Here is a 25,093-nt window from a genome sequence, read left to right as displayed (position 1 = left end):
GGGAGCCTTACTCTGGCTCCCGCAGCCACTCTTTATTCAACGTTTCACTGTCCCCTAAATAGTCCAGCAGCCATCTCAGTGCGGGTGACGTATCGTTTTGCTGCCAGGTCAGGCAACACGCGGCATCAGGAAAGGGATTTTCAAGCTGTAGTGCAACCCATTTTCCGCTGTCGATCCACGGTTTGGAAAAATGCGTTGGCACCATCCCAACACAGAGTCCAGCCGATAAACAGGTGGCAGATGACTCCCAGTCAGGCACTACCACCCTTTTTTGGTTATCCAGTAGCCAGGTAATACGTTTTGGCAACGTACGGGAGGTGTCTTCTCGTACCAGCGACGGCCAGTTGCGCAACGTATCGTCACTGAGCGGTCCCGGCATCGACGCCAGCGGATGATGACTTGCCACCACGCAGTTCCAGCTCAACATTCCCATATCGCGAAACGTATAGCGCCCCCCTACCGGAATAGCCTGCGTCGCGCCAATCGCCAACTCCACGCGCCCGTCCGATAACGCATCCCAGACGCCGTTAAACACCTCCTGAAAAACGATTAACTCCACATCATCAAAATGACGGTAGAAATCCACAATCATCTGCCGGGTCCGTTCCGGCCTGACAATATTATCGACGGCAATCGCCAGTTGCCCACGCCAGCCGTTGGCAATTTGCTGACATTGTTGGCGAGTGATCTGCATTTTTTTGATAACAGAACGCCCTTCTTTTAAAAACCACGCCCCGGCGGGGGTTAATTCCACATCCCGATGGCGACGTTCGAAAAGAGGCACAGCCAGCCACTCCTCCAGTTGACGCACGGTATAGCTCACCGCCGAAGGCACGCGGTGCAACTCCTGGGCGGCAGAACTAAAGCTGCCGTTGCGTGCGACTGCATCCACTACTTCAAGGGAATATTCTGACCACATACTCTGCCTGCAAAAAATTTGAAATCAATAAGCAAATATTAGCGTTTCACAGCAAGAATTTCACTCACTACACTCAGCGGCACTGTTCTATTGCTTATAAAGAGAAATAATGATGCAACCTGGAAAAGGGTTTTTAGTCTGGCTGGCAGGTCTTAGCGTGCTCGGTTTTCTGGCAACGGATATGTATTTGCCAGCATTTGCGGCTATTCAGTCCGATTTGCAAACCCCAGCATCAGCCGTCAGCGCCAGCCTTAGCCTGTTCTTGGCGGGTTTTGCCATCGCGCAACTTCTGTGGGGGCCACTCTCCGACCATTATGGCCGCAAGCCTATTTTGCTACTGGGCCTCTCCATCTTCGCGCTGAGCAGTCTTGGCATGCTTTGGGTCGAAAACGCCACCGGCTTGCTGGTGTTGCGCTTTATCCAGGCTGTGGGCGTCTGTGCGGCGTCGGTTATCTGGCAGGCGCTGGTTGCTGATTATTATCCCTCGCAAAAAGTGAACCGTATCTTTGCCACCATTATGCCGCTGGTCGGGTTATCTCCCGCGCTCGCGCCATTATTAGGCAGTTGGATCCTGATGCATTTTTCCTGGCAGGCTATCTTTGCCACCCTGTTTGCCATCACCCTGATCCTGATGCTGCCAGCCCTGCGCCTGAAGCCCACGGCTAAAGCGCGTGACGATAGCCAGGATAAGCTCACCTTTGCCACCCTGCTGCGCTCCAGAACCTACCGCGGCAACGTGCTGATTTATGCGGCCTGTTCCGCGAGCTTTTTCGCGTGGCTGACCGGCTCGCCGTTTATCCTGAGCGAGATGGGCTATAGCCCGGCCGTCATTGGCCTGAGCTATGTGCCGCAAACCATCGCCTTTTTGATCGGCGGATACGGCTGTCGTGCCGCCCTGCAAAAATGGGAAGGTCGTCAATTACTGCCGTGGCTGCTCATTCTGTATGCGGTGAGCGTTATCGCTACCTGGGCGGTCGGCTTTATTCAGCACGTTGCGCTGGCCGAAATCCTGATCCCATTCTGCGTGATGGCAATAGCGAACGGTGCTATCTATCCGATTGTCGTTGCTCAGGCTTTGCGTCCCTTCCCACAGGCAACAGGACGTGCCGCAGCGCTGCAGAATACGCTTCAACTGGGCTTATGCTTCCTGGCAAGTCTGGTTGTGTCGTGGTTGATCAGCACGCCGCTATTCACCACTACTGGCGTCATGCTGTCTACGGTGTTGCTGGCCGCGCTGGGGTACAAAATGCAGTCGCAGAAAGAATGTCGCTCTCACGCTGATGAGGTTTCTACTGCTGCGCCTGGCGAATCACATTCATAGCGCTTGAATAATTAATTAGCGGGCTAATATTTTTTGATTGAACCCACAAAAATTCAGGCCTATACTGATTTCCAGTTGTTACAAAAACGATAATTTTTATGTGTTAACGGGAACACGCATGTTCCCGCTTAACCACGGATGGCCTTTTCGGTAAGGGGTTCTCCCTTCCTCTGTTCTACGTCGGAAAACAGATTCGCGGATTCATTCCGTGAGATTTCTCACAAAGCCCAAAAAAGCGTCTACGCTGTTTTAAGGTTCTGATCACCGACCTGTGATGGAGAAGCTATGAGTTCATCGTGTATAGAAGACGTCAGCGTACCAGATGATGACTGGTATCGAATCACCAGTGAATTATTAAACCGTGCGGGCATTACCATTAATGGTACTGCACCGGCAGATATTCGCGTTAACAACCCCGATTTTTACAAGCGAGTTTTACAGGAAGGTTCGCTGGGTTTAGGTGAAAGTTATATGGATGGCTGGTGGGAATGCGATCGGCTGGACATGTTTTTTACTCAGGTTTTACGTGCCGGCCTTGAAGGCCAACTCCCCCGCCACTTTAAAGACACGCTGCGAATCGCCGCCGCGCGCCTGTTCAATTTACAGAATAAAAAACGCGCGTGGGTTGTCGGAAAAGAACACTACGATTTAGGCAACGATCTCTTCACCCGCATGCTTGATCCCTACATGCAATATTCCTGTGCCTACTGGAAGGACGCCACGACCCTGGAGTCAGCCCAACAGGCGAAGCTCAATATGATCGCCGAAAAATTACAGCTCAAACCGGGGATGCGCGTGCTGGACATTGGCTGCGGCTGGGGAGGCTTGTCCCAGTTTATGGCCGCCCATTACGGCGTCAGCGTCGTGGGGGTGACCATTTCTGCCGAACAGCAGAAACTGGCACAAACACGGTGTGAAGGGCTGGATGTCACTATTTTGCTTGAGGATTACCGCGACCTGCACGATCGTTTCGACCGCATTGTCTCCGTTGGCATGTTTGAGCATGTGGGTCCAAAAAACTACAACACCTATTTTGATGTTGTCGATCGCAATTTAAAACCAGAGGGTCTGTTTTTGCTCCACAGCATTGGATCCAGAAAAACCGACAATAACGTCGATCCGTGGATCAATAAGTATATTTTCCCGAATGGTTGCTTGCCGTCCGTGCGCCAGATTGCGAAAGCCAGCGAGCCGCATTTTGTGATGGAAGACTGGCACAACTTTGGCGCCGATTACGATACTACGCTGATGGCCTGGCATACGCGCTTTATGGCAACCTGGCCTGAAATCACCGAGCACTACACCGAGCGCTTTAAACGTATGTTCAGCTACTACCTCAACGCCTGTGCCGGCGCATTTCGCGCCCGTGATATTCAGCTCTGGCAGGTGGTGTTCTCACGTGGCGTAGAACACGGTCTGCGCGTTCCACGCTAGTCATTCTCGCCCCCGCCTTCAACGGGGGCCTGGAAACGCGCCGGCTTAGACTTCGCCGGTGACGTGATTTACTGCACTTTCTTTTGCCGCCAGCACGCGCTCAACGGTATCCACGACCGCCTGCGTTTGTGGGTCGATTTCGATGTTGACCCGAGCCCCCAGTTTTTTCTTACCAAGCGTCGTACGCTCCAGCGTTTCCGGGATCAAATGCACGCAAAAACGCGTCGGTGTTACTTCGCCAACCGTCAGGCTGATACCATCAATGCCGATAAATCCTTTGTACAGGATATATTTCATCAACGACGCATCCTGCACCTTAAACCAGATCTGACGATTATTTTCTGAGGTCAGAATTTTTGATATCTCAGCGGTAGTCATAATATGGCCTGACATTAAATGCCCGCCGATCTCATCGCTGAATTTTGCCGCGCGCTCTACGTTGACCCGATCGCCCACTTTAAGCTCGCCCAGATTGGTAATACGCAGCGTTTCTTTCATCAGGTCAAAGCTGATGTGATTGCCGTTAATGTCGGTCACCGTCAGACAACAACCATTGTGTGCCACCGATGCACCCGTCTCCAGGCCATCCAGCATGTATTCAGGTAACTCCACTACATGCGTACGAAAATTTGGTTTCTCATCAATAGACACCAGTTTCGCGGTGCCCTGCACAATACCCGTAAACATACCTCTAACTCCTGAACGTAATTAAGACATATCTGTTGTGCACAATAGCAGGTGAAAATTGCGGTTGCCAGCAATGCACCGCCCCCACCTGTTTTTTCACTGGAGAATTACGTATTCCTCGCTACAATAGACTGCAATTTCCCCTGTATTTTCTTCTTGCTGCCCTCTCAGGCGGCTTTTTTAGTCTCTCAAATAACAACAATATAATGGTGTAAACGTGCAAAAGTATGTAATCGAAGCGCGTCAGTTATTAGCTCTGGCAATTCCGGTGATTCTTGCGCAAATCGCCCAAACCGCAATGGGGTTCGTCGATACCGTCATGGCGGGTGGATACAGCGCGACGGACATGGCTGCCGTCGCTATCGGGACCTCCATTTGGCTCCCGGCCATCTTATTTGGTCACGGACTCCTGCTGGCATTGACGCCAGTCATTGCGCAACTTAACGGATCGGGTCGCCGCGACCGCATTGCTCATCAAATACGCCAGGGTTTCTGGCTGGCGGGCAGCGTATCTGTGCTCATTATGGTGGTGCTCTGGAATGCGGGATACATTATCCGCTCCATGGATAATATCGATCCGGCGCTGGCCGATAAAGCCGTCGGCTACCTGCGCGCGCTGTTGTGGGGCGCGCCTGGCTATTTATTCTTCCAGGTAGCTCGTAACCAGTGTGAAGGTCTGGCCAAAACCAAACCGGCGATGGTGATGGGGTTTCTCGGCCTGTTGGTCAACATCCCGGTTAACTACATTTTCATCTATGGGCATTTTGGCATGCCAGAACTCGGCGGCGTAGGCTGCGGCGTTGCCACTGCGGCGGTGTACTGGGTGATGTTTCTCGCCATGTTGTCCTACGTTAAACATGCGCGCTCAATGCGTGATATTCGCAACGTCCGCGGTTTCCAGAAACCCGATACCGCGGTGATGAAGCGCCTGATCCAGTTGGGCTTACCGATTGCGCTGGCGTTATTCTTTGAAGTAACGTTGTTCGCCGTAGTGGCATTGCTGGTTTCCCCGCTGGGGATTGTGGACGTGGCCGGACACCAAATCGCGCTGAACTTTAGCTCGCTCATGTTCGTTCTGCCGATGTCGCTGGCAGCCGCCGTAACGATTCGCGTGGGTTATCGTCTGGGCCAGGGGTCAACGCTTGACGCCCAAACTGCAGCCAGAACCGGGTTGGGCGTCGGTGTTTGCATGGCGGTGTTAACCGCAGTGTTCACCGTGACCCTGCGTGAGCACATCGCCCTGCTCTACAACAATAATCCTGAAGTGGTGACGCTAGCTGCCCAGCTCATGTTGCTGGCCGCCGTGTATCAGATATCGGACTCGATTCAGGTCATTGGCAGTGGGATCCTGCGTGGTTATAAAGATACGCGCTCCATTTTCTTTATCACCTTTATCGCTTACTGGGTGTTGGGTTTACCGAGCGGATATATCCTCGCACTGACCGACCTGGTAGTTGAACGCATGGGTCCAGCAGGTTTCTGGATCGGCTTTATTATCGGTCTGACCTCTGCTGCAGTAATGATGATGCTGCGCATGCGTTATCTGCAACGCCAGCCGTCCGCCATTATTTTACAACGCGCGGCGCGATAACACCCCGCAATAGCCGTCCCCCGGCGGCTATTCTCTCCACCCTATTCAGAACGGACTGCCATTGTGGGCGTTGATCGCTTCTCCGCTGACAGGATGCTTAAAATGCAGTTCGCTGGCATGCAGCATCAGTCGTGGCGTCCGTTCTGTACCCGGCAACAGACGCCCCCCGTACAGATCGCAGCCCCAAATGGCGTATCCCAGATGTTGACAGTGAATACGCAACTGATGGGTGCGACCGGTTTCGGGGAAAAGCTGTACCCGCGTTAATGGCAGTACAGTCCCGTCTTTCAGCGGATGATTAAAGCGCTCGACAACCCGATAGCGGGAGCGCGCGGGTTTGCCGCTGATGGCGCATATCGACATCAGCGGAAACAGCGCCGGATCCTTGGCAATAGCAGCGTCTATCACCCCTTCATCCTCGCTCAAATGCCCACAGAGCAAGGCGCTATACACCTTGGTAACAGCGCGCAGGCTGAATTGCTGGCACAGCGCAGCATTGGTAGCCTTATTGCGGGCAATCACCATCAGCCCGGAAGTGCCAAAATCAAGTCGATGCACCAGCGTGCAGCCGGGATAAATCTGAACCAGCCGGTGATGTACCGAGTCGATATTTTGCGGATTTTTTCCCGACAGACTTAGCAAACCGGTGGGTTTATTGATAAGAAGCAGATGGTCGTCCTGATAGAGGACCTCTATCTCGTCATGGCACGGCGGAGCAATAAAGGTATCAAAGAGAGTAGACATCAGGCAGCCATGATAAAGTACGGGAGCGGATCATAACGAATTTTCAACCGACTGGCGAATCAGCGATCTTTTGACGTTTATTGTGCAATAAATTAAAAATAAGATACTGACTTACCCGCATCAGCGTTATCCATGGAGGAATTATGTCAAACACACTATTGCAGTTGCACTTTGATTTTCAGGGCCCGTTTGGCGCAGAGATGTCACGCCAGCTTGTCGACCTGGCAGAATCCATTAACCAGGAGCCTGGCTTTATCTGGAAAATCTGGACAGAAAACGAAGCAACCCAGGAAGCCGGCGGCATCTACCTGTTCCAGGACGAAGAAACTGCGCTGGCATATGTTAAAAAGCATACAGCCCGTCTGAAGCCGCTGGGTGTGCAAAACGTGCAATTCAAAATCTTTAATGTCAATGAACCGTTAACGCGCATTAACCACGGCATGACTGAGTAACATTGTTGCTTCATCACAGGCAAAATAAAGGGCGGCTTTACGTTCAAGCAGCCCTTTAGCAGGAGGTTATGTACTCTTAGCAGACATGACTGCTATCCTTGCTGGTAATAAGAGATCGTCTGGCACATCAAGCATTTCGCTCTTCTGAATGGTGCAATATGTTATCGCTAATCTTTTGTAACTCATTGATCAATCTTGCCACATGAAAACCATCGCACACGGAATGATGTACCTGAACGGCGAGGGGTAACATTACTTTTCCATCCTGGTTGTAGTATTTCCCAATAGTGAACATGGGGGAAAAAAAGTTCTGCATGTTGGCAACGTTGATATTGAAACTGGTAAAACTTACCCAAGGAATGGCCGACACGAAAAATATATTTTCCAGCGACTCTCCCTTAGGCCAGTAAGAAAGGTTATTACCATAACGTGCCATGTCTTCTGCATAAACATGTTGAAAGTGATGAATATTGCCATCGTAGTGACTCCATAATGATGAAAAGGTCTCCGTTTCATTATGGAAAATCGTATAACTTGGATGAACTTCATTCCATATGACAAGCTCACTGTCCTTTATCGCCATACGAAACTCTGTATGTCTGTTTACGACTTTAGAGAGCAGGAAAATAATAGTAGGATAAAATTTCCAGCCAACCTCTTTTATATGTTTTAACAGCGCGGTAATGTCTAAGAGAACTGTTTGGTTAATTGTGCTTTGAGCAAAGGTCTGAAATACCTCAAAATGCTCCTTCCTTGCCCAACAAGATAAGTCAACTGGCGTATATTCTGGGATTGTTTTTTTCATTTTTAGTAGCCTTTAATAAGCACGCATACAGACCCGAACCATTTTGGTTGCGAACGCATTCGTGAGAGTAGCGCATCCTTGTAAATAAGGGAAGGAAATGATAACCCTTTAATATATAAGATGATAAAGGGAGACGTATCGCCTCCCTTGAAGTATTGAACGCGAGCACTATCAATGCGCTAACACGACAACGCTGTCAGTTGCGTATCGTTTATCATTCGAACCAGCAACGGTTGCCATTATCTGCCTGGGAGGCATCGGGGATTTCATCACAAGGCGGCAGAGTGAATCCGTCTCGAGTCACATAATGGCTATGATTTCCTGCTTCTTCATTATAACCCTTATTGTTTTTATGATGATGGTGGCCAGCTCCCTGATAATCATCATTTGCAAGAGGTACCACACAGCCATAGAGGGAACCACAAACCGCAGAAACCATCAGAATTTTAAAAATAGTTTTCATTGATCAACTCGATAAAGATGAAGTGTTATGATGTAACCTACTAAACAGACTACCGCCCACAGTATAAAAATAGGATTATTCATTATTTTAAATTTACGCCCTGTACCTGATCATTAGACTGATTAACGTCTAAAATCATCCGTACACCTTCTTTTGAGACAAATTCTAAAGGTGCGTTATCATCCTGTTCCCAGCCATTAGCAACCAGTAGGGGAACAACCTCACTCAATTTTTTACCGGCTACAGCCTGATCTATAGTGCGTTCAGCGGGGGCTAATTCCGCGTGATGGTGTTTCATGTTTTCGCGTTTACTTTTATGAATATCACATGTGCCGTTACCATCAGTAACTTGTGTGCAACCTGATTTCTCAAGCTGGCTACGGTATGAGGCGCTAATAGCGTTAGCATTACCCACCACAGACAAACAAAGCAACACCATAATTAATTTTGCTTTCATTACATTTACCCTTTGTGTATATCGTCAATGTTTTTATTTACAGCTCACCCAATCATACCGCCACGTATTTTATGCTTTAAAAAGCTTTTCTTTATCCATGGCGATAAACTACATATTTCTGAAGAACATCCCCCTATATCCAAAATAATTCGAATTTCATAAAGTCAGTAATTGTGTGATAAATTCGTCAGGAACGAATTTGAACAGCCGAAGGCTGGCCCCCGGTGTGGGGTCTTTTATTACTTGATGATCTGGGCATTTGCCACAAATCCTTTTTTATCCTCAATGACGCGCATCAGGTGAGCGCCTTTTTCCCAGTCGCCATCTGCCTGCTGACGCCAGCCACGCTCTATCAAATATTCTTCTGCGGCGATCCCTTTGAGGTTGATAATATTCTCAGCCTCTTTAACGTACTGCGGCACGTTGGATTCATTTACCGAGTTAGGTGTATGCTTCACGGCGTTTTTTGCATTCTCTGCCTTTGTTTTGTGGATGTCGCACCCCTTGCCAGCATTCATCTCGTTGCAGCCGGAACGCTCCAACTGGGCACGGTACTGTGCGTTGATGGCGTGCGCTGGCGCGGTGGTCATTGCGACTAAGGTCAGGCTAGCGATGAGTACTTTTTTCATTCTTTGGTTTCCAGTTCGTTAAATCCGTTGCACCGCGTCCACGGGCGGTAGTGATATTTCGCGTGTTGAAATATGACCGTCTGGTAAATTCAAGTCAACGGCTGAAAACACCTTGAAATTTGTTCGTTAAATGTTAAAAGCAGCATCTATTTAGCGCATTTACTTCATATGAAAGTTATCATAACAAGTGGGAAATCAGAAGAACGATGAGAAGACACAGTGATATTGAAAGGAAAATATGGTGGCGTTGAATACATAAAAGTGAATCTGCATTACACTATGCTCACTTTAATTATAAGCACTGACAATACATTACGATATATAATAAAAATCGGTTTATAATATATTAATGTAGACATTCACACCTGCCCAGCCATTAACTTTTCAATTTCCCCACTCGTCAAGCCTCTCCTCTTAGCAATAACCCTCTATCATCTCTGTCCATATCTGTAACAACCCCTTAAAGAAGGATGTGTATTTATCTCTAAAGGAGTAGTAAAAATAGGACTAAAGATTGATGTAAGTCAATTGGCATCGCGTATTTTTATTTGTGAGCGTCCTTGCGCACAAGTCTAGTATTAAAAAGACAAATTTTAGAATAGAACATTATTCCAGTAAGGTTTATGAGTAACAGGTTATGGTTACGGCTTCCGACAGGGGTTCAGCTCACCGTGGGTATTGCGTACAATGCAGGGTCGATACTCTCTGGAAATGGCTGTGGCGAATACTATGAATCTCAATCGCGGTTGTTATTTGCTGCTGATCCTCGCCGCGATCGGCAGCCTGTTTACATCTCATCCCTTTATTATATGGTTACTGCTCGCCAACGTACTGACGCTGATGATTTACGGCATGGACAAAATGGCGGCGCGAAAAGCCTGGCGCAGAGTGCCAGAGTCCACATTACTGATGTTTGGCGTTGTCGGCGGATGGCCCGGCGCGATAGCAGGTCAGCAACTCTTTCGCCACAAAACACACAAACAGCCATTCAAAACCTACTTTATCATCAGCGTATTATTGAGCATTTCCGTGATGGTAGCGGTGTATCAACTCTATCCTTTCTCGCCTTTCTGAACATTGGCTACGCGCGAACTATACAGCTTTACAACATCTGCCTGATAAAGTCGTGGAGATCGTCGCTGGCCAACTGACATTTTTCAGGTGAAGGATGAATAATCAGGTTCTCTGAGTACCCGTTAAGCATGGCAACGAACTGGCGTGTAACACGTTCGGCGTCCAGCGCCCGGAACGCTTTCAACCCCACACCTTCACGAATAATGTCGGCTATCATTTCCATCCAGCAATTCATATTGCGCTCTGCAAGCTCTGCGTAAGCGGCGTCATGGCTCGCCAGACGCCATAAAGAGTCATAAAGCTGCCAGACGGCATCCGGACCTTCAGGAAGGTAGTATTTGATCAATACACTTAACTTTTCGTGAGGTTCGCGCCCGGCTAACGATTCGGCTAAATCGTCCAGCTCTTGTTGCATAAATCTTTCCAGCGCGGCAAGGCACAGTGACTGCCAGTCCTTAAAGTAGTGATAGATATGGCTGCGAGAAAGGCCGAGATGTTCCGTCAACTCCCGGGTTGTCACCTTCTCTATCCCTTTTTCGATAAACAGCGCCACCGCGCCATCCAGAATTCGTACTCTCAACTCTTCTGTCTTTTTTTTCATCAATTCACCCCGCATTGACTTTGAGCAACCGCTCAAATACACTCGACATGCAATAATTGAGCAACCGCTCAATTATTAATTTTAACAGAATCACAGATAATGATAAGCCTGAAGAGTCACGATAAATCCACATCCTTATACAGTGCAGTTGGCACGCTTAAGTCTCTGGCCCGCCGCCACCGTAAAAAACTCCTGGTCACATTTCTTCTCGTAGTTGCCGAGAACCTGACGTATCTGCTGTATCCGCTAATGGCCGGCTTTGCCATCAATGCAATTATTGCGGGTAACGCCTTACACGCGGTTTTTTATGCCGTTGTGGTCTTTATTATGTGGGCCATAGGGGCGGCTCGTCGGAGTGTTGATACCCGTACATTTACCCGGATCTATGCTGAGTTGGCTGTTCCCGTCATTCTCGCTCAACGTCGGGACAATCAAAATACCTCGACCATTGCAGCACGGGTCGCGCTTTCCCGCGAGTTCGTCGATTTTTTTGAAAAGCATCTGCCTGCGCTGATCACCTCGATCGCCTCTATTCTGGGGGCTGCCATCATGCTGCTGGTTATAGAGTTGTGGACGGGTGTGGCCTGTCTTGTCATTCTTGGTTTTTTTTCACTGTTCCTGAGCAGCTATACACGCAAAAACGAAGCGCTTTTCCTGCGATTAAATAATCGACTCGAAAAAGAGATAGCCATGGTCAATAGTGCCGCCGCCTCCCCGCTCGGCAAACATTACCGCCTGTTGTCCAGGCTGCGTATTTGTTTATCCGACCGTGAAGCGCTGGGTTACTTGTCCATTGGCATTGTGGTCGCTCTGTTATTTGGCATGACGATCCTCATCATGACGCTCGGCGGCGGGGCTGATGCGGGTCACATTTACTCTGTGATGACCTATATGTGGATGTTTGCCATGAGCCTGGATGATGCTCCGCAGTTGCTGGAAAAGTATTCTCAGCTCAAAGATATTGGTAAACGAGTAAACACCGGACATGAATAAACCCCGGTAGACTCACGTCCATTTCGCTCAGCGTGCCCTGGCACGCCGACAGTTGCAGGTTGGTAAATCCGCTGAACAGTTCTATAGTCGGGACTGCTTCTTATTTACAGGATCCACTAATGCGTTTTAACGGACTGACCAAAGGTTTTTTCATTTTCATTCTCGCCCTGGTGACGTGGGCGTTCTTTGATGTGCTGTCCCCTTACTTTTCCGCCATTCTGTGGGCCGCGATATTAACCACTATTTTTAATCCGGTGAAAAACAAACTGCGCAGCGCGCTGGGCGATCGCAACGGGCTGGCGTCGCTTATCACCATTGGCATTATCTGCCTGATTGTCTTTATTCCCCTGATGGTGATCCTGTCATCACTGGCTATTGAACTGAACGTGGTGTACAGCAAGCTGCAACAGAACAACACGCAGTTCCCGGAAGTCGTCACCGCGATCCTGTCGTATCTCCCTGACTGGGCCAGAGGATTCCTTGCGGACCACCATCTGGATAACGTGGCACAAATTCAGCAAAAGCTCTCCGATGTTGCATTACAGGGCGGGCAGTACCTCGCCGGCAGTGCATTCCTGATTGGCAAAGGGACATTCGGCTTTGCCATCAGCTTTGGCATCATGCTGTATCTGCTGTTTTTCCTGCTCAAGGACGGGCCGTACCTGGTGCGTCAGATTCTGGATTCTTTACCGCTGACCGATTTCGCCAAACAGCACCTGTTTGCCAAATTTGTCGGTGTCACCCGTGCCACGGTAAAAGGCACAGCGGTGGTCGCGGTGGTTCAGGGCACACTCGGTGGCATTGCTTTTGCCATTGTGGACATCGACGGCAGCGTTCTGTGGGGCGCATTGATGGCGTTTCTCTCACTGGTGCCTGCAGTGGGTTCAGCCATTGTCTGGGTACCCGCGGCAATTTTCCTCTTTGCCACACAGCAGTTGTGGCAAGGACTGTTTATCGTCGGATTCTTCGTCATTATCGTCGGGCTGGTAGACAATATTTTGCGCCCATTGCTGGTGGGCAAAGACACCAAGATGCCCGATTATCTAATTTTGATTTCCACCCTCGGCGGGATGGAGATTTACGGTATTAACGGGTTTGTCATTGGCCCATTGATCGCGGCACTGTTCCTTGCCTGCTGGAATCTGTTATCCGGGCGCGATCACGAGGGCAACGTGGAGGAGATCGATAAAGACTTTATGGAAGAAGGAAAAAATCCTCCAGATTTATAACGATATGACGATAACAAAGGGCGACCACGGGGTCGCCTTTTTATTGTCACGCAAAATCATACGTTTTCTATAATTTCAATCATGCACATTCATTACTCGTCGCAAAAGGAATAAACAGGTGCGAATAGCCACAATCACCAACTGGGCCTACAGTGCGACGGTATGCCTGACCCTCGCCTCCGGCGTGGTCATGCTAATGGCGTCAAACGCCGATAACACCGAACGACAGGCGGTAGAACAGCGGTATATATTCGATCAGCTGACCGAAGAAGTTGAAATTGACGCCTGGTCACTGTCCGATCTGGCGCGCCTGTATGTGGTCAGTAAAGATCCTGATGCGTTGCAAGCCTACCAACAGAAAGAGACCTCGCTAAAAGCCGTTGAGCACCGATTGACGAAACTGAAGGATACCGGAGCATCAGGGGAAGAATTGGCGCTCCTGCACGAGGGATTGCAAATTGTTGATACGCTACAGAATGAACAACAGACGGCGATCGAAAGCGTCGCGCGCGGAGAGCAGGCGCAGGCTATCGCCCTGCTCTTCGGTAAATCCTATGAGCAGGAGCTCGAACGGACGCAGGATAAAATAGACCATTTCCGCCAGATGCTCGACAGCCGCGCCCGCAACGCCATTGAGGACGCCACGCAGACGTCCCGTACACTGCGCACGCTGTCTGAAGTGATGGTCGGACTGACGGCACTGCTGTTTTTGTTTGTCCTCGGCTTTATTTTAAAACGTCGGGTGCTACGCCCCGTCGTGCGACTGAGCGACGTCGTTCATCGACTGGCCTCGCAGGATTACGCGGTTGAAACACCTAACTTTAACCAGATTGATGAAATCGGCGATATGGCACAGGCCATCCGCATTTTTCGCGAGAACGGCCTGGTACGGCAGCGGCTGGAGAAAGAGCGTGACGCCGACTGGGCGATACGCGAACTGCTGGCACGGATGACTCAGCGCTTACAGGGGTGTGAGAACTTCGCTGACGTTATCAATGTTGCACAACTGTTCGCGCCGAATATTGCTCCCGGCGTCGCCGGACGCCTCTACATTCTTGACCGGGAACCGTGGCAGATGCGCTGCGTCGCTGAGTGGCTTTCTCCGCAGGGAAAAGCGGATGCCTTCCACCCGGACGAATGCTGGGCCGTGCGTCGCGGGCAGAGTCATCCCCCGGTCCACGGCGAGCCGGACATCGCCTGCTACCATCTGCCAGAGTCATGTCAGGCTCACACGCTGTGTGTGCCGTTGATTGCTCAGGGGGAGGCTATCGGCCTGCTCTCATTTCAGAATCTCAGCGATGATACCGCGCCTTCCCGCGCGTATCTGGAACTGATGGCAGAAGCGCTCGGTCTGGCATTAGCCAATCAGCGTCTGCGCGATGCGTTACTGGAAAAAGCACTCTACGACCCGCTGACCGGTCTGCGCAATCGCCATCATCTGGAAGACACTTTGCGCACCCAGATGGGCCAGGCGATACATAATCAGACACCCATCAGTTGCCTGATGATTGATATTGATCACTTCAAAGATGTCAACGATCGGTTCGGCCACGAGGCGGGCGATGGCGTTATCAAGGGCGTTGCCGCGATTATTCAGCGCGCCATACGCGACAGTGGGATGGCGTTCCGCTACGGTGGTGAAGAGTTTTTGGTCCTGCTCAGCGGCATGGGTGAAGAAGAGGCTAACCGCATGGCGACGGACATCTACAACGGCGTGCATGCGCTTACGCTGCGCTTTGGGACGTCGGACATCAGCCATATCGACGTGTCTATTGGCGTTGCCAGCTACCCACAGCACGCCCAAAGCGACAACCTGCTGCGCGCCGCTGACGTGGCCCTGTATCGCGCCAAAGAGTTGGGCCGATCGCGAATCGTGAGCTTCGGTATGCTGCAAGCGAGCTAAACGCGGGCATATCGCGATATGTTATTGCCTGCAAGAGCATAAACCAATACGAAATTGCACGTTGTCATGGCATGGTAGAGCGTGAGATGACCGGAGAACAACAAGAGGACTATACGATGAAGCACATTGATTTTTACATGATAGATGCCTTTACCGACACCACTTTTGGTGGCAATGCCGCCGCAGTGTGTCCTCTTACAGAATGGTTGCCCGATGAGATATTATTAAAAATGTCTCAGCAACATAACCAGTCAGAAACCGCCTTCTTTGTCACCACCGATAGCGGCTTTGAGCTACGTTGGTTTACCACTCAGGGTGAAATCAATTTATGCGGGCATGCCACACTGGCTGCTGCACACGTCATCTTTGAACATCTTGACTACCCGGACACCACAATTCACTTCGAAACCCGATTTATTGGCCCGCTGACCGTGACCCGCAGTGGCGAATGGCTGACGCTTGATTTCCCCGCCTGGAATACCGAATCGGTTATACCGCCGCCTTTACTATTGGAAACGCTGGGTATCACGGAATACAAAGAAGTCCGCGTGGCACGTGATTACATGGTCGTTATGGAGAATCAGCAGCAGATTGCAGCAGTACGCCCGGATATTCACGCCATGCTTCCGCTGGGAAAAATGGTCTGCATTACGGCGCCAGGCGATGGGGAATACGATTTTGTCAGTCGTTTCTTCTGCCCAGGCGAGGCCGTTGCGGAAGACCCTGTCACAGGTTCGGCACATAGCATGCTCATTCCATACTGGGCTGAGAAACTGAACAAAACACAGATGCTGGCACGCCAGGTGTCCGAGCGCGGCGGGGATTTACGCTGCAAGTTAGTGGGCGATCGTGTCCATATTGGTGGTCAAGCCACAACGTATCTGACAGGTAAAGTACAGTTGCGTGAGAACGCGCGATAATAACGGTTGTCACGCCAATCAGCTCGCAGCGTGCATGGCTTTACCTCTTCATCACACCATGATATGTTCATTAAATGAATACAAAACACGATGTAAACAGCGTTAATAACAACCTGTGGTGGCAGCCTTCTTAAAGGCGGCCAGAATGTGTTTTCCCCATTTTAAATAACCGCCGAAAGGCGGTTATTTGCATTTGAAAGACCCCTTTCGGTTTGATGACTAAGGAGTCTGGCATGAACAACAAAACCATTATTCTTACTGGCGATCGCCCAACCGGCCCATTACATCTCGGCCACTTTGTTGGCTCGCTACGCCAGCGTGTTGCCCTGCAACGTGACTATCAACAGTTTGTGCTGGTCGCGGATCTTCAGGGGCTTACCGATAACGGCAGCAATCCGCAAAAGATCCGCAATAACATCCCCGAAGTGCTCGCCGATTATCTTGCCGCAGGGATTGATCCTTCACTCACGACAATTTGCTTGCAGTCTGCTCTACCGGCACTTGCTGAACTGACTGCGCTTTATATGAACATTGTTACCGTGGCGCGCGTAGAGCGTAACCCAACGGTAAAAAATGAAATTATGCAAAAAGGGTTCGCCCGCTCTTTGCCGGTTGGTTTCCTGGTTTACCCGATCAGCCAGGCAGCAGATATTACGGCCTTCAAAGCCAACGTTGTTCCCGTCGGCGACGATCAATTACCGATGCTCGAGCAGACTAACGAAATTGTACATAAGATGAATAGCCTGTTACCGACTCCCGTTTTACAGCATTGTAAGGCAATGCTCAGCGAAACCAGTCGCCTCCCGGGTATCGACGGCAACGCCAAAATGTCGAAATCACTTGGCAATACGTTGCTCCTTTCTGTCAGCGAAGAGGCCATTCATCGCGCGGTCAGCGCCATGTACACCGACCCTCACCATTTAAAAGTGACCGACCCGGGGCAGATAGACGGCAATATAGTGTTCACATATCTGGACGCATTTCACCCGAACAAAGCAAAAATTGCGGAGATGAAAGCGAACTATCAACAAGGCGGGCTGGGGGATAAAACCTGTAAAAATGAGCTGGAGGTGTGTTTACAAGAACTCATTGCCCCCATGCGAGAACGCCGTGCGACCTACATCCAGGATAAGGGCATGTTGATGGCGCTATTGCAAAAAGGGAGCGAGCGGGCGCACGACGTCACGCAGAAAACAGTAAGGGAAGTGAAGTGTGGGCTGGGATTACCCGTTTTCTGACACGCGCAATTTCCCGCTTCTCAGCAGCGCCATCTCTTGCTTGCAGAGCAGCACCACAGCCTGACGTCCCTTGACACGGCGGGATGTCAGAGCCCTTTTCACCGTACGGCGACTCGCGCCAGATTCCAGCATCTGAAAACACATCAGGGAGAGCGTCGGATTATTTTTCATCAAAAATTCACTTGGTTGAGTTAGCCAGTAGCGTTGCGGCAGAAAGCGGACATTTTACGCTAATCCGGGCACGGCTTAAACCCGGTCTACGGGTAGGTCCTGTTGCAGAATTCCCCATGGTGAAACCGAACAAAAAACAACCAGGCTGATATAATTGAAGAGCGGCCATGTGCGTAATCAAGCTAAGGAGGTGCGCAATGGACAAAGCAGATGTGAAATCATTCGATATACCAGATGAGGTTCGCGAGTTTGCGAATGGACGACTGGAACTTCTCAATATCGGCGGAGCCATCGTCGGACGTGCGGTGCTGGAGCCCGGCTGGCGATGGGCGACATCGATCCAGTCGATAGCGGGAACAAAGAGTTGTGAAGCCCCGCATTTTCAATACCACGTAGCCGGGGTGCTGCGGGTAAAAATGGACGATGGCAGTGAATTTGATTGCCGCCCCGGCGATCTGTCACGCATCCCTCCAGGGCACGATGCCTGGGTCGTCGGGGATGAGTCGGTGGTCATTGTTGACTTTCAGGGCATGGTCGACTGGGCCAGACATAAAAATACCGGCTGTAACGACTCGCCATAACAGCAAAAAGCCCCGGATGTTCGCGACATTCGGGACTTACTGGAGTGGTTCTGATTCTCCCCCGCACGCCTGACTTGTGCACCCAAAGGATCGGGTGAATAAAAAACACGCTGCAAAATCAACAAAATATAGTCAACTTGCTTAATTACTCTGCAATCGCGTGAAAACATGCAGAAAAACACAATTTCCCTCTTGCCTCATTCGGTCTGTGCCGCTAATATTCGTCCCCGTTGTCACCTACAACGTTGCGTTCATAGCTCAGTTGGTTAGAGCACCACCTTGACATGGTGGGGGTCGTTGGTTCGAGTCCAATTGAACGCACCATCTTGCGTCCGTAGCTCAGTTGGTTAGAGCACCACCTTGACATGGTGGGGGTCGGTGGTTCGAGTCCACTCGGACGCACCAAATCAATTCCCGTTGATTTGGTGCTTACTCTCTCGTCTTTCTCTACACTTTCATTGTTTCAAAAAAACACTCTTACGTAATTACTATTCGGCCTTCAACAATTGGCTGTGGCTGCCTGCTTTCCTCACCGTCTTACAGGCAACCATCCGTTCAGAAAAACGCCTTAATTCACATCCGCTATACAGACCACGTGACTGCTTTTCCTGGTATTCGTCACTATCCCGTTACTCATATTCAACGTATTTTTACTGCCCAGTTCATCTATCCAGTAAGGTGCGTTGACCCAGTTGCCACCAAAGTTGTACAACGGCCCCCACTCGCTCCACCAGCGTCCGGTTGAAGCCGCTCGCTCGCCGTTGCGGGTCGATTCCTCTGCAGTCGGCCGACGATAGCCATCATCTTGTTTACCACACCAGTCATTATTAAATCCTGTTGGATTGCCGTCAGTGATTAACCACTTCGTGACCGTGAAGGTATAAGCATAAGATCCACCATCATTTTTCGACCGTATGGTAATGGTGGCAGTTTTCTCTGCGCCTTCAGGCCGACGGTTAAACGTCACCACACCCTTATCATCCACGCTTAACCACGAACGATCGTCATGCCAGGAATACTCCCGGTTGCTGGCAGCATTGCCATTCATGCGCAACTGGAAACTGGCACCAACCAATCCGCTGCGAGGAAAACCGCTGTCGGTATCAAACGTGGCGCCATTGACGTGAATAGTCGTGTTCCCAGGGAGGACGTTGCTGCCGCCTGGTGCCACTTGCTCGCTGACCGTACTGACCATTGTCCCCATTACCGTGTCATAGCTTGCTGGCGTGGCTTCCACCACCAGATAGCGATTTACATCCTCTGCAACGGGGGTATAACTTTTTTCCACCGCGCCTGGAATTGCCGTTTTTCTGGCCGTTCCTGCGGCGTTATCCGCACGAAACCACTGAAAACGCGACCGGTCGGGAATCGTCTCATTCCCCTGATAAAGATAGGAAAGTGTGACATCTTCCCCTTCGCGGGGCGCCGGTATCGCTAAATTGACGATCGCCGGGAGCATGTCAGGTATACCGGTTTGCGCGCACACCACTGTCTGTCTGCTGGTGTTTGCCGCCGCGCTACTACGCCCATCGGTAAAAGCATTAATCACCGCATGGTGCGTATCATTGAGCGCGCGTGTCGTCCAGATAGCGTTACGTCCAGCAATGCCATAGGTATGCCGTAAATCGCCTTTAGAATCTTGCCCCACACGATTTGCCCGAGTGTAGGTCACAAACATATCCTGCAGATCGCCCTCATCTGGTAAACGCATGCCGTTGTTCGCACAGTGCATATACGCATCCCCCCAGCGCAGCGCTGGCGAAGCATAATGAAACGCGGCCGACAAGTCTGCTCGCGCGGGTAGCACCGGCGCGTTCGCGTTTGGGCTGACAAAAGGCGCATCCGGTCGGTCGGGATCGGAAGGTTCAATCTCAACCGGCAACACCTTAAACGTCAGGTAGCGTTTATTCTGCGCGGGGCCGGGCGTATAAAGACGCTCATTCGCCCCTGAGATTACCTGCTCGTCGGCCAACCAGCGAAACAGGGTCTCTGATGGACTTTCCTGCAAACCATCAGGATCGTGAAATTGATACGCAATCTCCAGCGTATCTCCCTGAGCCGGATTTAATCCCGGCGCAGAGGTGTTAATCACCTGCAGTTGACCGGCCACGGGCGGGCGTCCTTTTACCGTCGCGGTCTGTGCTGTCACCGCCAGGGCTTCCGTGGCGACAAAAACAACCAGCACACCCGCGGCGCTGCGCAGAGTGAGCGCGACACTATTCAGCTTCATAGCTCTGGCAATCCGAATGAACGGCGATTATACGCAGCAGCGCTTGAACACTTCGCTGCTGCACAATGGGTGACATTAATTCACCTCGATCTGTATCTTACGTTTCTGATCCCCGGCTACCGGTTTGTAAGTCTTACCGTTCGCACCTGGAATATTTTGGTATACGCCAGAACCAATCGCGGTCTCAATCTTCCACTGATAGGTGCCAGCATCACCGGCGCTGCCGTCAGCCAGTTGTACGACGGCGCTAAGTTCAGTATCAACCTGCGGGAAGCCATTCACTGCGCCATCAATCTGTACGGCGATCGGCGTTGATGCAGAAGCCGCTGACAGCTCATTTGACGCAACTGCGATACCGGTATCCGGATCGGTTATCGTTGGGTCAGTATGCGGCGTAACCAACACGGTGATCTTTTTGCCTAAATCACTCGCCGTCACGGTGTAAGTATCACTGGTGGCGCCCGAAATATCTGCCCCATCCGCCTGCCACTGAAAGGTTCTTTGCGATTCTGCATCCCCGTCCGGGTCGCTGAACGCGCCCTGCTGGCTGATGGAAATCACATCGCCAATGTCGAAGACGCCGTTGCTGTTGGTATCAGCAGAAACAATCGTGCTCTGGGTGATAACCGGCACGCGTCCTTTTACGGTATCGGTTGGATCGGACAAGACGGCCAGGGCGGGAAATGACAGGATTAACATCGCGCTACTGGCGGTTAAGGTAAAGTTTTTGCGTTTCATTTGCGTACTCAATAATAAAAAGGGATTAAGGCGTCAGCCGGGAAATTACGGGTTTCAGGGTGATTCTTGTGTTTCCACGCGCAAAGCACGTTTTTGCCATTCGCCAGACACAACATAGATACGGCCCGTCGCCTGTGGAATCGCGGTGAACTGGTTACTGCCTGCAGCGGTTTCCCCCTGCCACTGAAAATGTTCTGGCTGCTCCTCGCAGACAATTTCACCGCACATGACGACAGCGGATAAACGGTCGCCCACCTGCGGATGGGTGGTCAGCGCTTGCCCATTGCGTAGCACTTTCACCGATGATGCAAAGGGGGCAAAATTAACCGACACGTGCTCGCCGCGACGATTAATTAGCGCCACAACCTCGCTGCGTCCCGCAGCAGTGCTCGTCAGGGTCGCTGTTATCACGCCGTTCGCATCGGTCACACCCTGTGCAGAAGCACGTACGCCGTGGCTGGCCTTAAATTTCACCTGCTGCCCCGCCACAGGATTACCAAACGCATCCCTGACGGTCGCGCTGACTTTATTTTCAGCAGTTCCGTTAGCTAATGCGTTGTCCGCTATGATGCGCAGGTCGCCAGGGAAAATGGTGGCGCTGCCTTCATCAGACAGAAAGGTGAGTTCAACCTGCTGGACATGTCCGTTTAACATCACCGACACCACGGATTTTCCGGCGATGCGGTTGGTCACCATGGCCATTGCTTCGCCTTCGCTATTAGTCATCACCGAGGTGGGTACTGCCGCCCCGTTAGTCGCCACGAATCGCACCGCCTGCGCGCTGGCCGGACGCCCATCCGCATGGTGTATGGTGACCTTCACCTGATTCGCCGATCTGCCATTGGCCGGCGCATTGTCTGCCACCACCTGCGTGACGCCCTGCCCGGCCTCACCCACTTTTGGCGTGAGCGTAACGCTCACTGGAGTAACCGCAAAGTGATGGTCATTCACGTTGACAGAAATCTCGGCCACGCCCGCTGTTACGCCAGATAACGACGCTTTATACAGGCCGTTATGGTTATCCTTAGCCTGACTGATAGTCGTGCCCTCCAGAGGACTGGTGAAGGTCACTTTTTGCCCGGTAACCGGGTTGCCCTGCTGATCCCTTAATAAAAAGTGAATAAATGATTCAGCATTGCCATTCGCTTCAATACGTTCAGGGACGACATTCAGTTGAGATTTCGCTGGATCCAGGCTGTCATCATCAACGGCAAAACTCGTTTCAACTTCCTCTGTGCTGCCGTTAAGTTCAACAATCACCGTGACCTCACCCGCGACCCGACTGGTCAACGACACCGAGACCTCACCGTTAGCATCGGTGGTGGCTGCTGGGGGAATATCCGCATGATTGTTCGCGTACAGTCGTACGGTTTCACCCGCAGCTGGCGTCCCATCCGCGTTAAAGGTGGTGACTTTGATGACATTCTCATCTACACCATCCGCCAGCGCATGATCGTCAAGCACCACCACAGCCTCAAGACTGACCGAATTATCATCACGTACCAGCTTGACCACCGTCGGCGCGATAGTGGTCAGAAACCCGTTAACATGCGTCCTTATTTTTGCGTTTCCGGTTGCGGTACCCGTCAATGTGGCGGTATACGTACCATCCTCCCGGTTAGTGACGTTGCCGATCGTCGTTCCGGCGAGGCTACTGGTAAATCGGACGTTTTTTTCTTTCAGTGGGTTCCCGCTGCTGTCGGTTAACTGCAGAACCAGAGTCGATTCCGCGTTACCATTGGCGGATATTCTTCCCGGCGTCGCATTTAAAGAAGATTGCTGCGGGTCGACAGGGTTACCGGTGGAGATGAGGGTAACCGGACGGCGCAAGGTCTTCGCCACGACATTTCCCTGCATAACCTGCACCACGCCTTTCCCGGCATGAACACCGCTCAACTTTGCACGATAGATACCCGGCGCGACTTCACGCACTACTGTGGAGGTGGTATTGGGCACACCGGACACCTGAAACGACACGTTCTTGAGGCCCGTTACCGGCTCGCCCTCGCTGTTATTGGCTTTGTAGGTCATTTCAGCAACATCTTCGCCATCGGCCCGAATCACCGCCGGGTTCACCAGCAACGCCGAGTACATTTCATCGACACCCGAATTCGCCTGGCTATACAATACTTTCGTGCTCTGGCTCAGTTCATGCACCCTGGCCGTCGCCGTTGCCTGACCCGCAACGTGAGAGACCACGCTGTACATCGCCCGCCCTGCCGCATCGCTCATCACATCCTCAGCGGTGATACTGCCGTCGGCGAATGTCATTCCCATGGTGATATTTTTTCCGCTAACCGGTTTGCCGTCATCATCGACCAGGGTTGCGGTCACAGTAACCGGCGTTTTACCATCAGCGGGCGCACCGTTACCGGTGACCTGTAACGCATCGCCAAACGCCAGATTTACGGGTAGAACCTCAATCAGCAAGGTCTGGGCATTACTGGTATTCCCTTCGGTATCCTCTGCCATCGCAACGACGCGATACTGGTTTGCCGTCCCGTCTGAGGATGGCGAGCGTTGGTAAGGAGGCAATGTCAGTGAAAACATATTCACGCTCAGCTCGCGAAACTCTCCGCCAGCCGCCAGAAACGCCGCGTTATCCCAGGTGACCTGCGCCAGCGGGTATTCACTCGTGACATCGGTCGAAATCGTATGCACTGTATATTCAGCGTCCTGAATCGCCTCTTCAGAAAGCGTCAACTGCACAAGATCCTGTGCCTGATATTCCAGAGTGATGACATTATTACGATCAACCAGGCTGTAGCGGCTACCTTCCAGCTCGCGCAGAGAGGCCACTTCATCAGGCGAAAGTTGAGACTCCAGGGTTTCACCCGGTCGCCACGCCAGCTCCATTTGCACGCTGGTGTCTCGCTCATCACCCTTTTCCATACTCTGCTCAATACCCAGCGTCATCAGTGGGAACGGCGTCCAGGTGATACCGGTCGTGAAGGCCCAGGCATTTTTCTCACGTTCGTCTTCGCCAGACAGCCCGACCTCATCGCCAAAATACTGCTCATAGATAAACTTGCCGCCAAGGTGCGGATAGTCAGGCAACCAACCTTGCACTCTGACATCAAAACCGTTCGCCGGGCGTTCGTCATAATTTTCCACGTCTTTCGAGGCCTTCCAGTCAGACAGTCTGAAATACCCGTTGGTAGCAAGTTGAAAATAGTCGCGCCACAGTTCAGCCCCAACGCCAAGGCGACGATGATCGCCACTCAAATCGGCGTCATAAAAGGTATTAAATCCCAGCATCCAGTCATGGCTGAAATGACGTACGCCCACGCCAACGTTCAGCGTATTACGGTCGTCCTGATTCTGATAACCCAGTTGGGTGAATAAGACATTCGTCTGTGTTTCATATACCGGCACCAGCCAATCTACGCTGCTATCATCAAGGGAAAACTGTTCGCCGACATTCAACTGCGCCCGTACCGTGCCAAACTGCCCTAACCAGCCAGTGACTGTTTCATTCGCTTTACTGTTAATTTCCGAACGGACCAGACCGCTGGCCGCTTGTGCCGCATCGCCGTTTTCCAGAATATTCGCCAGGCCCGAAGCACCGCTGGCAAGGCGTTTAACCCCGGTGTCGTTTTCCTGTTCCTGGTGTAGCTTGTCACTCGCGCCTGCCGCCTTATTCCCACCGGAGGCTGGGGCCGGAATATCAAGCTCATCACCCTGACCTAATTGTTCAAACGGTTTGTTAAATGTTCTGAATTGGTTGAAATAGCGCAGTTGGATGGTCGTCAGACCTAAGCGTTCGGCAACGGAATCCGTTGTTTCTTCGGCCTGAAGCACATATACGACAGAAGGTCGTGCAAGTAATTCGCTTTGCCATTGCGACGATTGAGGTTCGCTTGTTATTGTTGCCAGTACCGGCGTCGTAGGTGATGCTGCCAACTTACTGATT

General features: G+C 51.3%; 23 protein-coding genes and 2 tRNA genes. 13 read left to right on the top strand and 12 right to left on the bottom strand.

All coding sequences use genetic code 11. From position 1 onward, the window contains the following. Nucleotides 1–7: 7 nt before the first annotated feature. Nucleotides 8–919: a DNA-binding transcriptional activator PunR gene (gene punR, locus FDW95_RS10465; protein ID WP_096757162.1), complete on the bottom strand. Its 912-nt coding sequence runs from the start codon at nt 917–919 to the stop codon at nt 8–10. A gap of 112 nt (nt 920–1,031) precedes the next feature. Here punR and punC point away from each other — a divergent pair, with 112 nt between their 5' ends. Then, nucleotides 1,032–2,240, top strand: a complete 1,209-nt coding sequence (punC, locus tag FDW95_RS10460; protein WP_115258578.1) for a purine nucleoside transporter PunC — start codon at nt 1,032–1,034, stop codon at nt 2,238–2,240. A gap of 285 nt (nt 2,241–2,525) precedes the next feature. Then, nucleotides 2,526–3,674, top strand: a complete 1,149-nt coding sequence (cfa, locus tag FDW95_RS10455) for a cyclopropane fatty acyl phospholipid synthase (RefSeq protein WP_115258579.1) — start codon at nt 2,526–2,528, stop codon at nt 3,672–3,674. Nucleotides 3,675–3,719: 45 nt separating this feature from the next. Here cfa and FDW95_RS10450 read toward each other — a convergent pair whose 3' ends face one another. Beyond that, nucleotides 3,720–4,361 (bottom strand): riboflavin synthase subunit alpha, encoded by a 642-nt coding sequence (locus FDW95_RS10450; protein WP_096757165.1) that lies wholly within the window; start codon nt 4,359–4,361, stop codon nt 3,720–3,722. A 217-nt stretch (nt 4,362–4,578) separates the two neighbouring features. On the opposite strand from FDW95_RS10450, the gene mdtK reads away from it, so the two are divergent. Continuing rightward, nucleotides 4,579–5,952, top strand: coding sequence for an MdtK family multidrug efflux MATE transporter (gene mdtK, locus FDW95_RS10445; protein WP_115258580.1), 1,374 nt, complete (start codon nt 4,579–4,581; stop codon nt 5,950–5,952). A gap of 45 nt (nt 5,953–5,997) precedes the next feature. On the opposite strand, the gene FDW95_RS10440 is transcribed toward mdtK, so the two are convergent. Further along, nucleotides 5,998–6,696 (bottom strand): RluA family pseudouridine synthase, encoded by a 699-nt coding sequence (locus FDW95_RS10440; RefSeq protein WP_115258581.1) that lies wholly within the window; start codon nt 6,694–6,696, stop codon nt 5,998–6,000. Nucleotides 6,697–6,839: 143 nt separating this feature from the next. On the opposite strand from FDW95_RS10440, the gene FDW95_RS10435 reads away from it, so the two are divergent. Beyond that, entirely contained in the window at nt 6,840–7,148 is a 309-nt protein-coding gene (locus FDW95_RS10435) for a monooxygenase (RefSeq protein ID WP_115258582.1), read from the top strand. Between the two features lie 127 nt (nt 7,149–7,275). On the opposite strand, the gene catA is transcribed toward FDW95_RS10435, so the two are convergent. The 4 genes from catA to FDW95_RS10415 form a co-directional block, all read right to left on the bottom strand. Beyond that, nucleotides 7,276–7,953, bottom strand: coding sequence for a type A chloramphenicol O-acetyltransferase (gene catA / locus FDW95_RS10430; RefSeq protein ID WP_115258583.1), 678 nt, complete (start codon nt 7,951–7,953; stop codon nt 7,276–7,278). A gap of 214 nt (nt 7,954–8,167) precedes the next feature. Then, nucleotides 8,168–8,416, bottom strand: coding sequence for a hypothetical protein (locus tag FDW95_RS10425; RefSeq protein ID WP_135912098.1), 249 nt, complete (start codon nt 8,414–8,416; stop codon nt 8,168–8,170). An 82-nt stretch (nt 8,417–8,498) separates the two neighbouring features. Then, nucleotides 8,499–8,873, bottom strand: coding sequence for a hypothetical protein (locus FDW95_RS10420; protein WP_115258584.1), 375 nt, complete (start codon nt 8,871–8,873; stop codon nt 8,499–8,501). A gap of 239 nt (nt 8,874–9,112) precedes the next feature. After that, nucleotides 9,113–9,502: a hypothetical protein gene (locus FDW95_RS10415; protein ID WP_115258585.1), complete on the bottom strand. Its 390-nt coding sequence runs from the start codon at nt 9,500–9,502 to the stop codon at nt 9,113–9,115. Nucleotides 9,503–10,231: 729 nt separating this feature from the next. Between FDW95_RS10415 and FDW95_RS10410 the strand changes: the two genes are divergently transcribed. Then, nucleotides 10,232–10,576, top strand: a complete 345-nt coding sequence (locus tag FDW95_RS10410; RefSeq protein WP_115259949.1) for a DUF1294 domain-containing protein — start codon at nt 10,232–10,234, stop codon at nt 10,574–10,576. 28 nt (nt 10,577–10,604) lie between these two features. Here FDW95_RS10410 and FDW95_RS10405 read toward each other — a convergent pair whose 3' ends face one another. Beyond that, nucleotides 10,605–11,177: a TetR/AcrR family transcriptional regulator gene (locus FDW95_RS10405; protein ID WP_115258586.1), complete on the bottom strand. Its 573-nt coding sequence runs from the start codon at nt 11,175–11,177 to the stop codon at nt 10,605–10,607. Nucleotides 11,178–11,276: 99 nt separating this feature from the next. On the opposite strand from FDW95_RS10405, the gene FDW95_RS10400 reads away from it, so the two are divergent. The 5 genes from FDW95_RS10400 to trpS all read left to right on the top strand — a co-directional run bounded on the left by FDW95_RS10400 (nt 11,277) and on the right by trpS (nt 17,460). Beyond that, nucleotides 11,277–12,170: an ABC transporter six-transmembrane domain-containing protein gene (locus tag FDW95_RS10400; RefSeq protein WP_170972986.1), complete on the top strand. Its 894-nt coding sequence runs from the start codon at nt 11,277–11,279 to the stop codon at nt 12,168–12,170. Between the two features lie 119 nt (nt 12,171–12,289). Then, nucleotides 12,290–13,399: an AI-2E family transporter gene (locus FDW95_RS10395; RefSeq protein ID WP_096757171.1), complete on the top strand. Its 1,110-nt coding sequence runs from the start codon at nt 12,290–12,292 to the stop codon at nt 13,397–13,399. Nucleotides 13,400–13,517: 118 nt separating this feature from the next. Then, nucleotides 13,518–15,302 carry a diguanylate cyclase gene (locus FDW95_RS10390; RefSeq protein WP_115258587.1) on the top strand — a complete coding sequence of 595 codons (1,785 nt, stop codon included), beginning with the start codon at nt 13,518–13,520 and terminating at the stop codon, nt 15,300–15,302. Nucleotides 15,303–15,418: 116 nt separating this feature from the next. Continuing rightward, nucleotides 15,419–16,222 carry a PhzF family phenazine biosynthesis protein gene (locus tag FDW95_RS10385; RefSeq protein WP_115259951.1) on the top strand — a complete coding sequence of 268 codons (804 nt, stop codon included), beginning with the start codon at nt 15,419–15,421 and terminating at the stop codon, nt 16,220–16,222. A gap of 233 nt (nt 16,223–16,455) precedes the next feature. Next, nucleotides 16,456–17,460, top strand: coding sequence for a tryptophan--tRNA ligase (trpS, locus tag FDW95_RS10380; protein ID WP_115258588.1), 1,005 nt, complete (start codon nt 16,456–16,458; stop codon nt 17,458–17,460). Here the strand turns inward: trpS and FDW95_RS10375 are convergent. Further along, entirely contained in the window at nt 17,446–17,631 is a 186-nt protein-coding gene (locus FDW95_RS10375; protein WP_115258589.1) for a hypothetical protein, read from the bottom strand. The genes trpS and FDW95_RS10375 overlap by 15 nt on opposite strands. A gap of 197 nt (nt 17,632–17,828) precedes the next feature. On the opposite strand from FDW95_RS10375, the gene FDW95_RS10370 reads away from it, so the two are divergent. From FDW95_RS10370 to FDW95_RS10360, 3 genes are all read left to right on the top strand, one after another. Continuing rightward, a complete protein-coding gene (locus FDW95_RS10370) occupies nt 17,829–18,212 on the top strand; it encodes a cupin domain-containing protein (protein WP_115258590.1) in 384 nt (127 codons plus the stop codon). A gap of 247 nt (nt 18,213–18,459) precedes the next feature. Further along, nucleotides 18,460–18,536, top strand: a tRNA-Val gene (locus FDW95_RS10365). Nucleotides 18,537–18,540: 4 nt separating this feature from the next. Beyond that, nucleotides 18,541–18,617: transfer RNA gene (locus FDW95_RS10360), tRNA-Val, on the top strand. Between the two features lie 163 nt (nt 18,618–18,780). Here the strand turns inward: FDW95_RS10360 and FDW95_RS10355 are convergent. From FDW95_RS10355 to FDW95_RS10345, 3 genes are all read right to left on the bottom strand, one after another. Next, nucleotides 18,781–20,442, bottom strand: a complete 1,662-nt coding sequence (locus tag FDW95_RS10355) for a hypothetical protein (RefSeq protein ID WP_115258592.1) — start codon at nt 20,440–20,442, stop codon at nt 18,781–18,783. Between the two features lie 75 nt (nt 20,443–20,517). Next, nucleotides 20,518–21,180 (bottom strand): ZirU family protein, encoded by a 663-nt coding sequence (locus tag FDW95_RS10350; protein ID WP_223240221.1) that lies wholly within the window; start codon nt 21,178–21,180, stop codon nt 20,518–20,520. A gap of 54 nt (nt 21,181–21,234) precedes the next feature. Beyond that, on the bottom strand, nt 21,235–25,093 hold a 3,859-nt coding region (locus FDW95_RS10345; protein WP_170972985.1), incomplete at its 5' end, for an inverse autotransporter beta domain-containing protein.

This window comes from Citrobacter sp. wls718 (genome assembly GCF_005280945.1).
Taxonomy (GTDB): Bacteria; Pseudomonadota; Gammaproteobacteria; order Enterobacterales; family Enterobacteriaceae; genus Citrobacter; species Citrobacter gillenii.
Note: the sequence above shows the minus strand (reverse complement) of the source record. Positions and strands in the feature narration are given on the sequence as shown.

What these genes read in the sequence shown, in the direction of transcription:
- FDW95_RS10450 (WP_096757165.1), bottom strand. Translation starts at nt 4,361, where the DNA reads ATGTTTACGGGTATTGTGCAGGGCACCGCGAAACTGGTGTCTATTGAT.
- FDW95_RS10375 (WP_115258589.1), bottom strand. Translation starts at nt 17,631, where the DNA reads ATGAAAAATAATCCGACGCTCTCCCTGATGTGTTTTCAGATGCTGGAA.
- FDW95_RS10435 (WP_115258582.1), top strand. Translation starts at nt 6,840, where the DNA reads ATGTCAAACACACTATTGCAGTTGCACTTTGATTTTCAGGGCCCGTTT.
- FDW95_RS10350 (WP_223240221.1), bottom strand. Translation starts at nt 21,180, where the DNA reads ATGAAACGCAAAAACTTTACCTTAACCGCCAGTAGCGCGATGTTAATC.
- FDW95_RS10395 (WP_096757171.1), top strand. Translation starts at nt 12,290, where the DNA reads ATGCGTTTTAACGGACTGACCAAAGGTTTTTTCATTTTCATTCTCGCC.
- FDW95_RS10420 (WP_115258584.1), bottom strand. Translation starts at nt 8,873, where the DNA reads ATGAAAGCAAAATTAATTATGGTGTTGCTTTGTTTGTCTGTGGTGGGT.
- punR (WP_096757162.1), bottom strand. Translation starts at nt 919, where the DNA reads ATGTGGTCAGAATATTCCCTTGAAGTAGTGGATGCAGTCGCACGCAAC.
- FDW95_RS10415 (WP_115258585.1), bottom strand. Translation starts at nt 9,502, where the DNA reads ATGAAAAAAGTACTCATCGCTAGCCTGACCTTAGTCGCAATGACCACC.
- FDW95_RS10410 (WP_115259949.1), top strand. Translation starts at nt 10,232, where the DNA reads ATGAATCTCAATCGCGGTTGTTATTTGCTGCTGATCCTCGCCGCGATC.
- catA (WP_115258583.1), bottom strand. Translation starts at nt 7,953, where the DNA reads ATGAAAAAAACAATCCCAGAATATACGCCAGTTGACTTATCTTGTTGG.
- FDW95_RS10355 (WP_115258592.1), bottom strand. Translation starts at nt 20,442, where the DNA reads ATGAAGCTGAATAGTGTCGCGCTCACTCTGCGCAGCGCCGCGGGTGTG.
- FDW95_RS10425 (WP_135912098.1), bottom strand. Translation starts at nt 8,416, where the DNA reads ATGAAAACTATTTTTAAAATTCTGATGGTTTCTGCGGTTTGTGGTTCC.
- trpS (WP_115258588.1), top strand. Translation starts at nt 16,456, where the DNA reads ATGAACAACAAAACCATTATTCTTACTGGCGATCGCCCAACCGGCCCA.
- FDW95_RS10370 (WP_115258590.1), top strand. Translation starts at nt 17,829, where the DNA reads ATGGACAAAGCAGATGTGAAATCATTCGATATACCAGATGAGGTTCGC.
- FDW95_RS10440 (WP_115258581.1), bottom strand. Translation starts at nt 6,696, where the DNA reads ATGTCTACTCTCTTTGATACCTTTATTGCTCCGCCGTGCCATGACGAG.
- cfa (WP_115258579.1), top strand. Translation starts at nt 2,526, where the DNA reads ATGAGTTCATCGTGTATAGAAGACGTCAGCGTACCAGATGATGACTGG.
- punC (WP_115258578.1), top strand. Translation starts at nt 1,032, where the DNA reads ATGCAACCTGGAAAAGGGTTTTTAGTCTGGCTGGCAGGTCTTAGCGTG.
- FDW95_RS10400 (WP_170972986.1), top strand. Translation starts at nt 11,277, where the DNA reads ATGATAAGCCTGAAGAGTCACGATAAATCCACATCCTTATACAGTGCA.
- FDW95_RS10385 (WP_115259951.1), top strand. Translation starts at nt 15,419, where the DNA reads ATGAAGCACATTGATTTTTACATGATAGATGCCTTTACCGACACCACT.
- FDW95_RS10405 (WP_115258586.1), bottom strand. Translation starts at nt 11,177, where the DNA reads ATGAAAAAAAAGACAGAAGAGTTGAGAGTACGAATTCTGGATGGCGCG.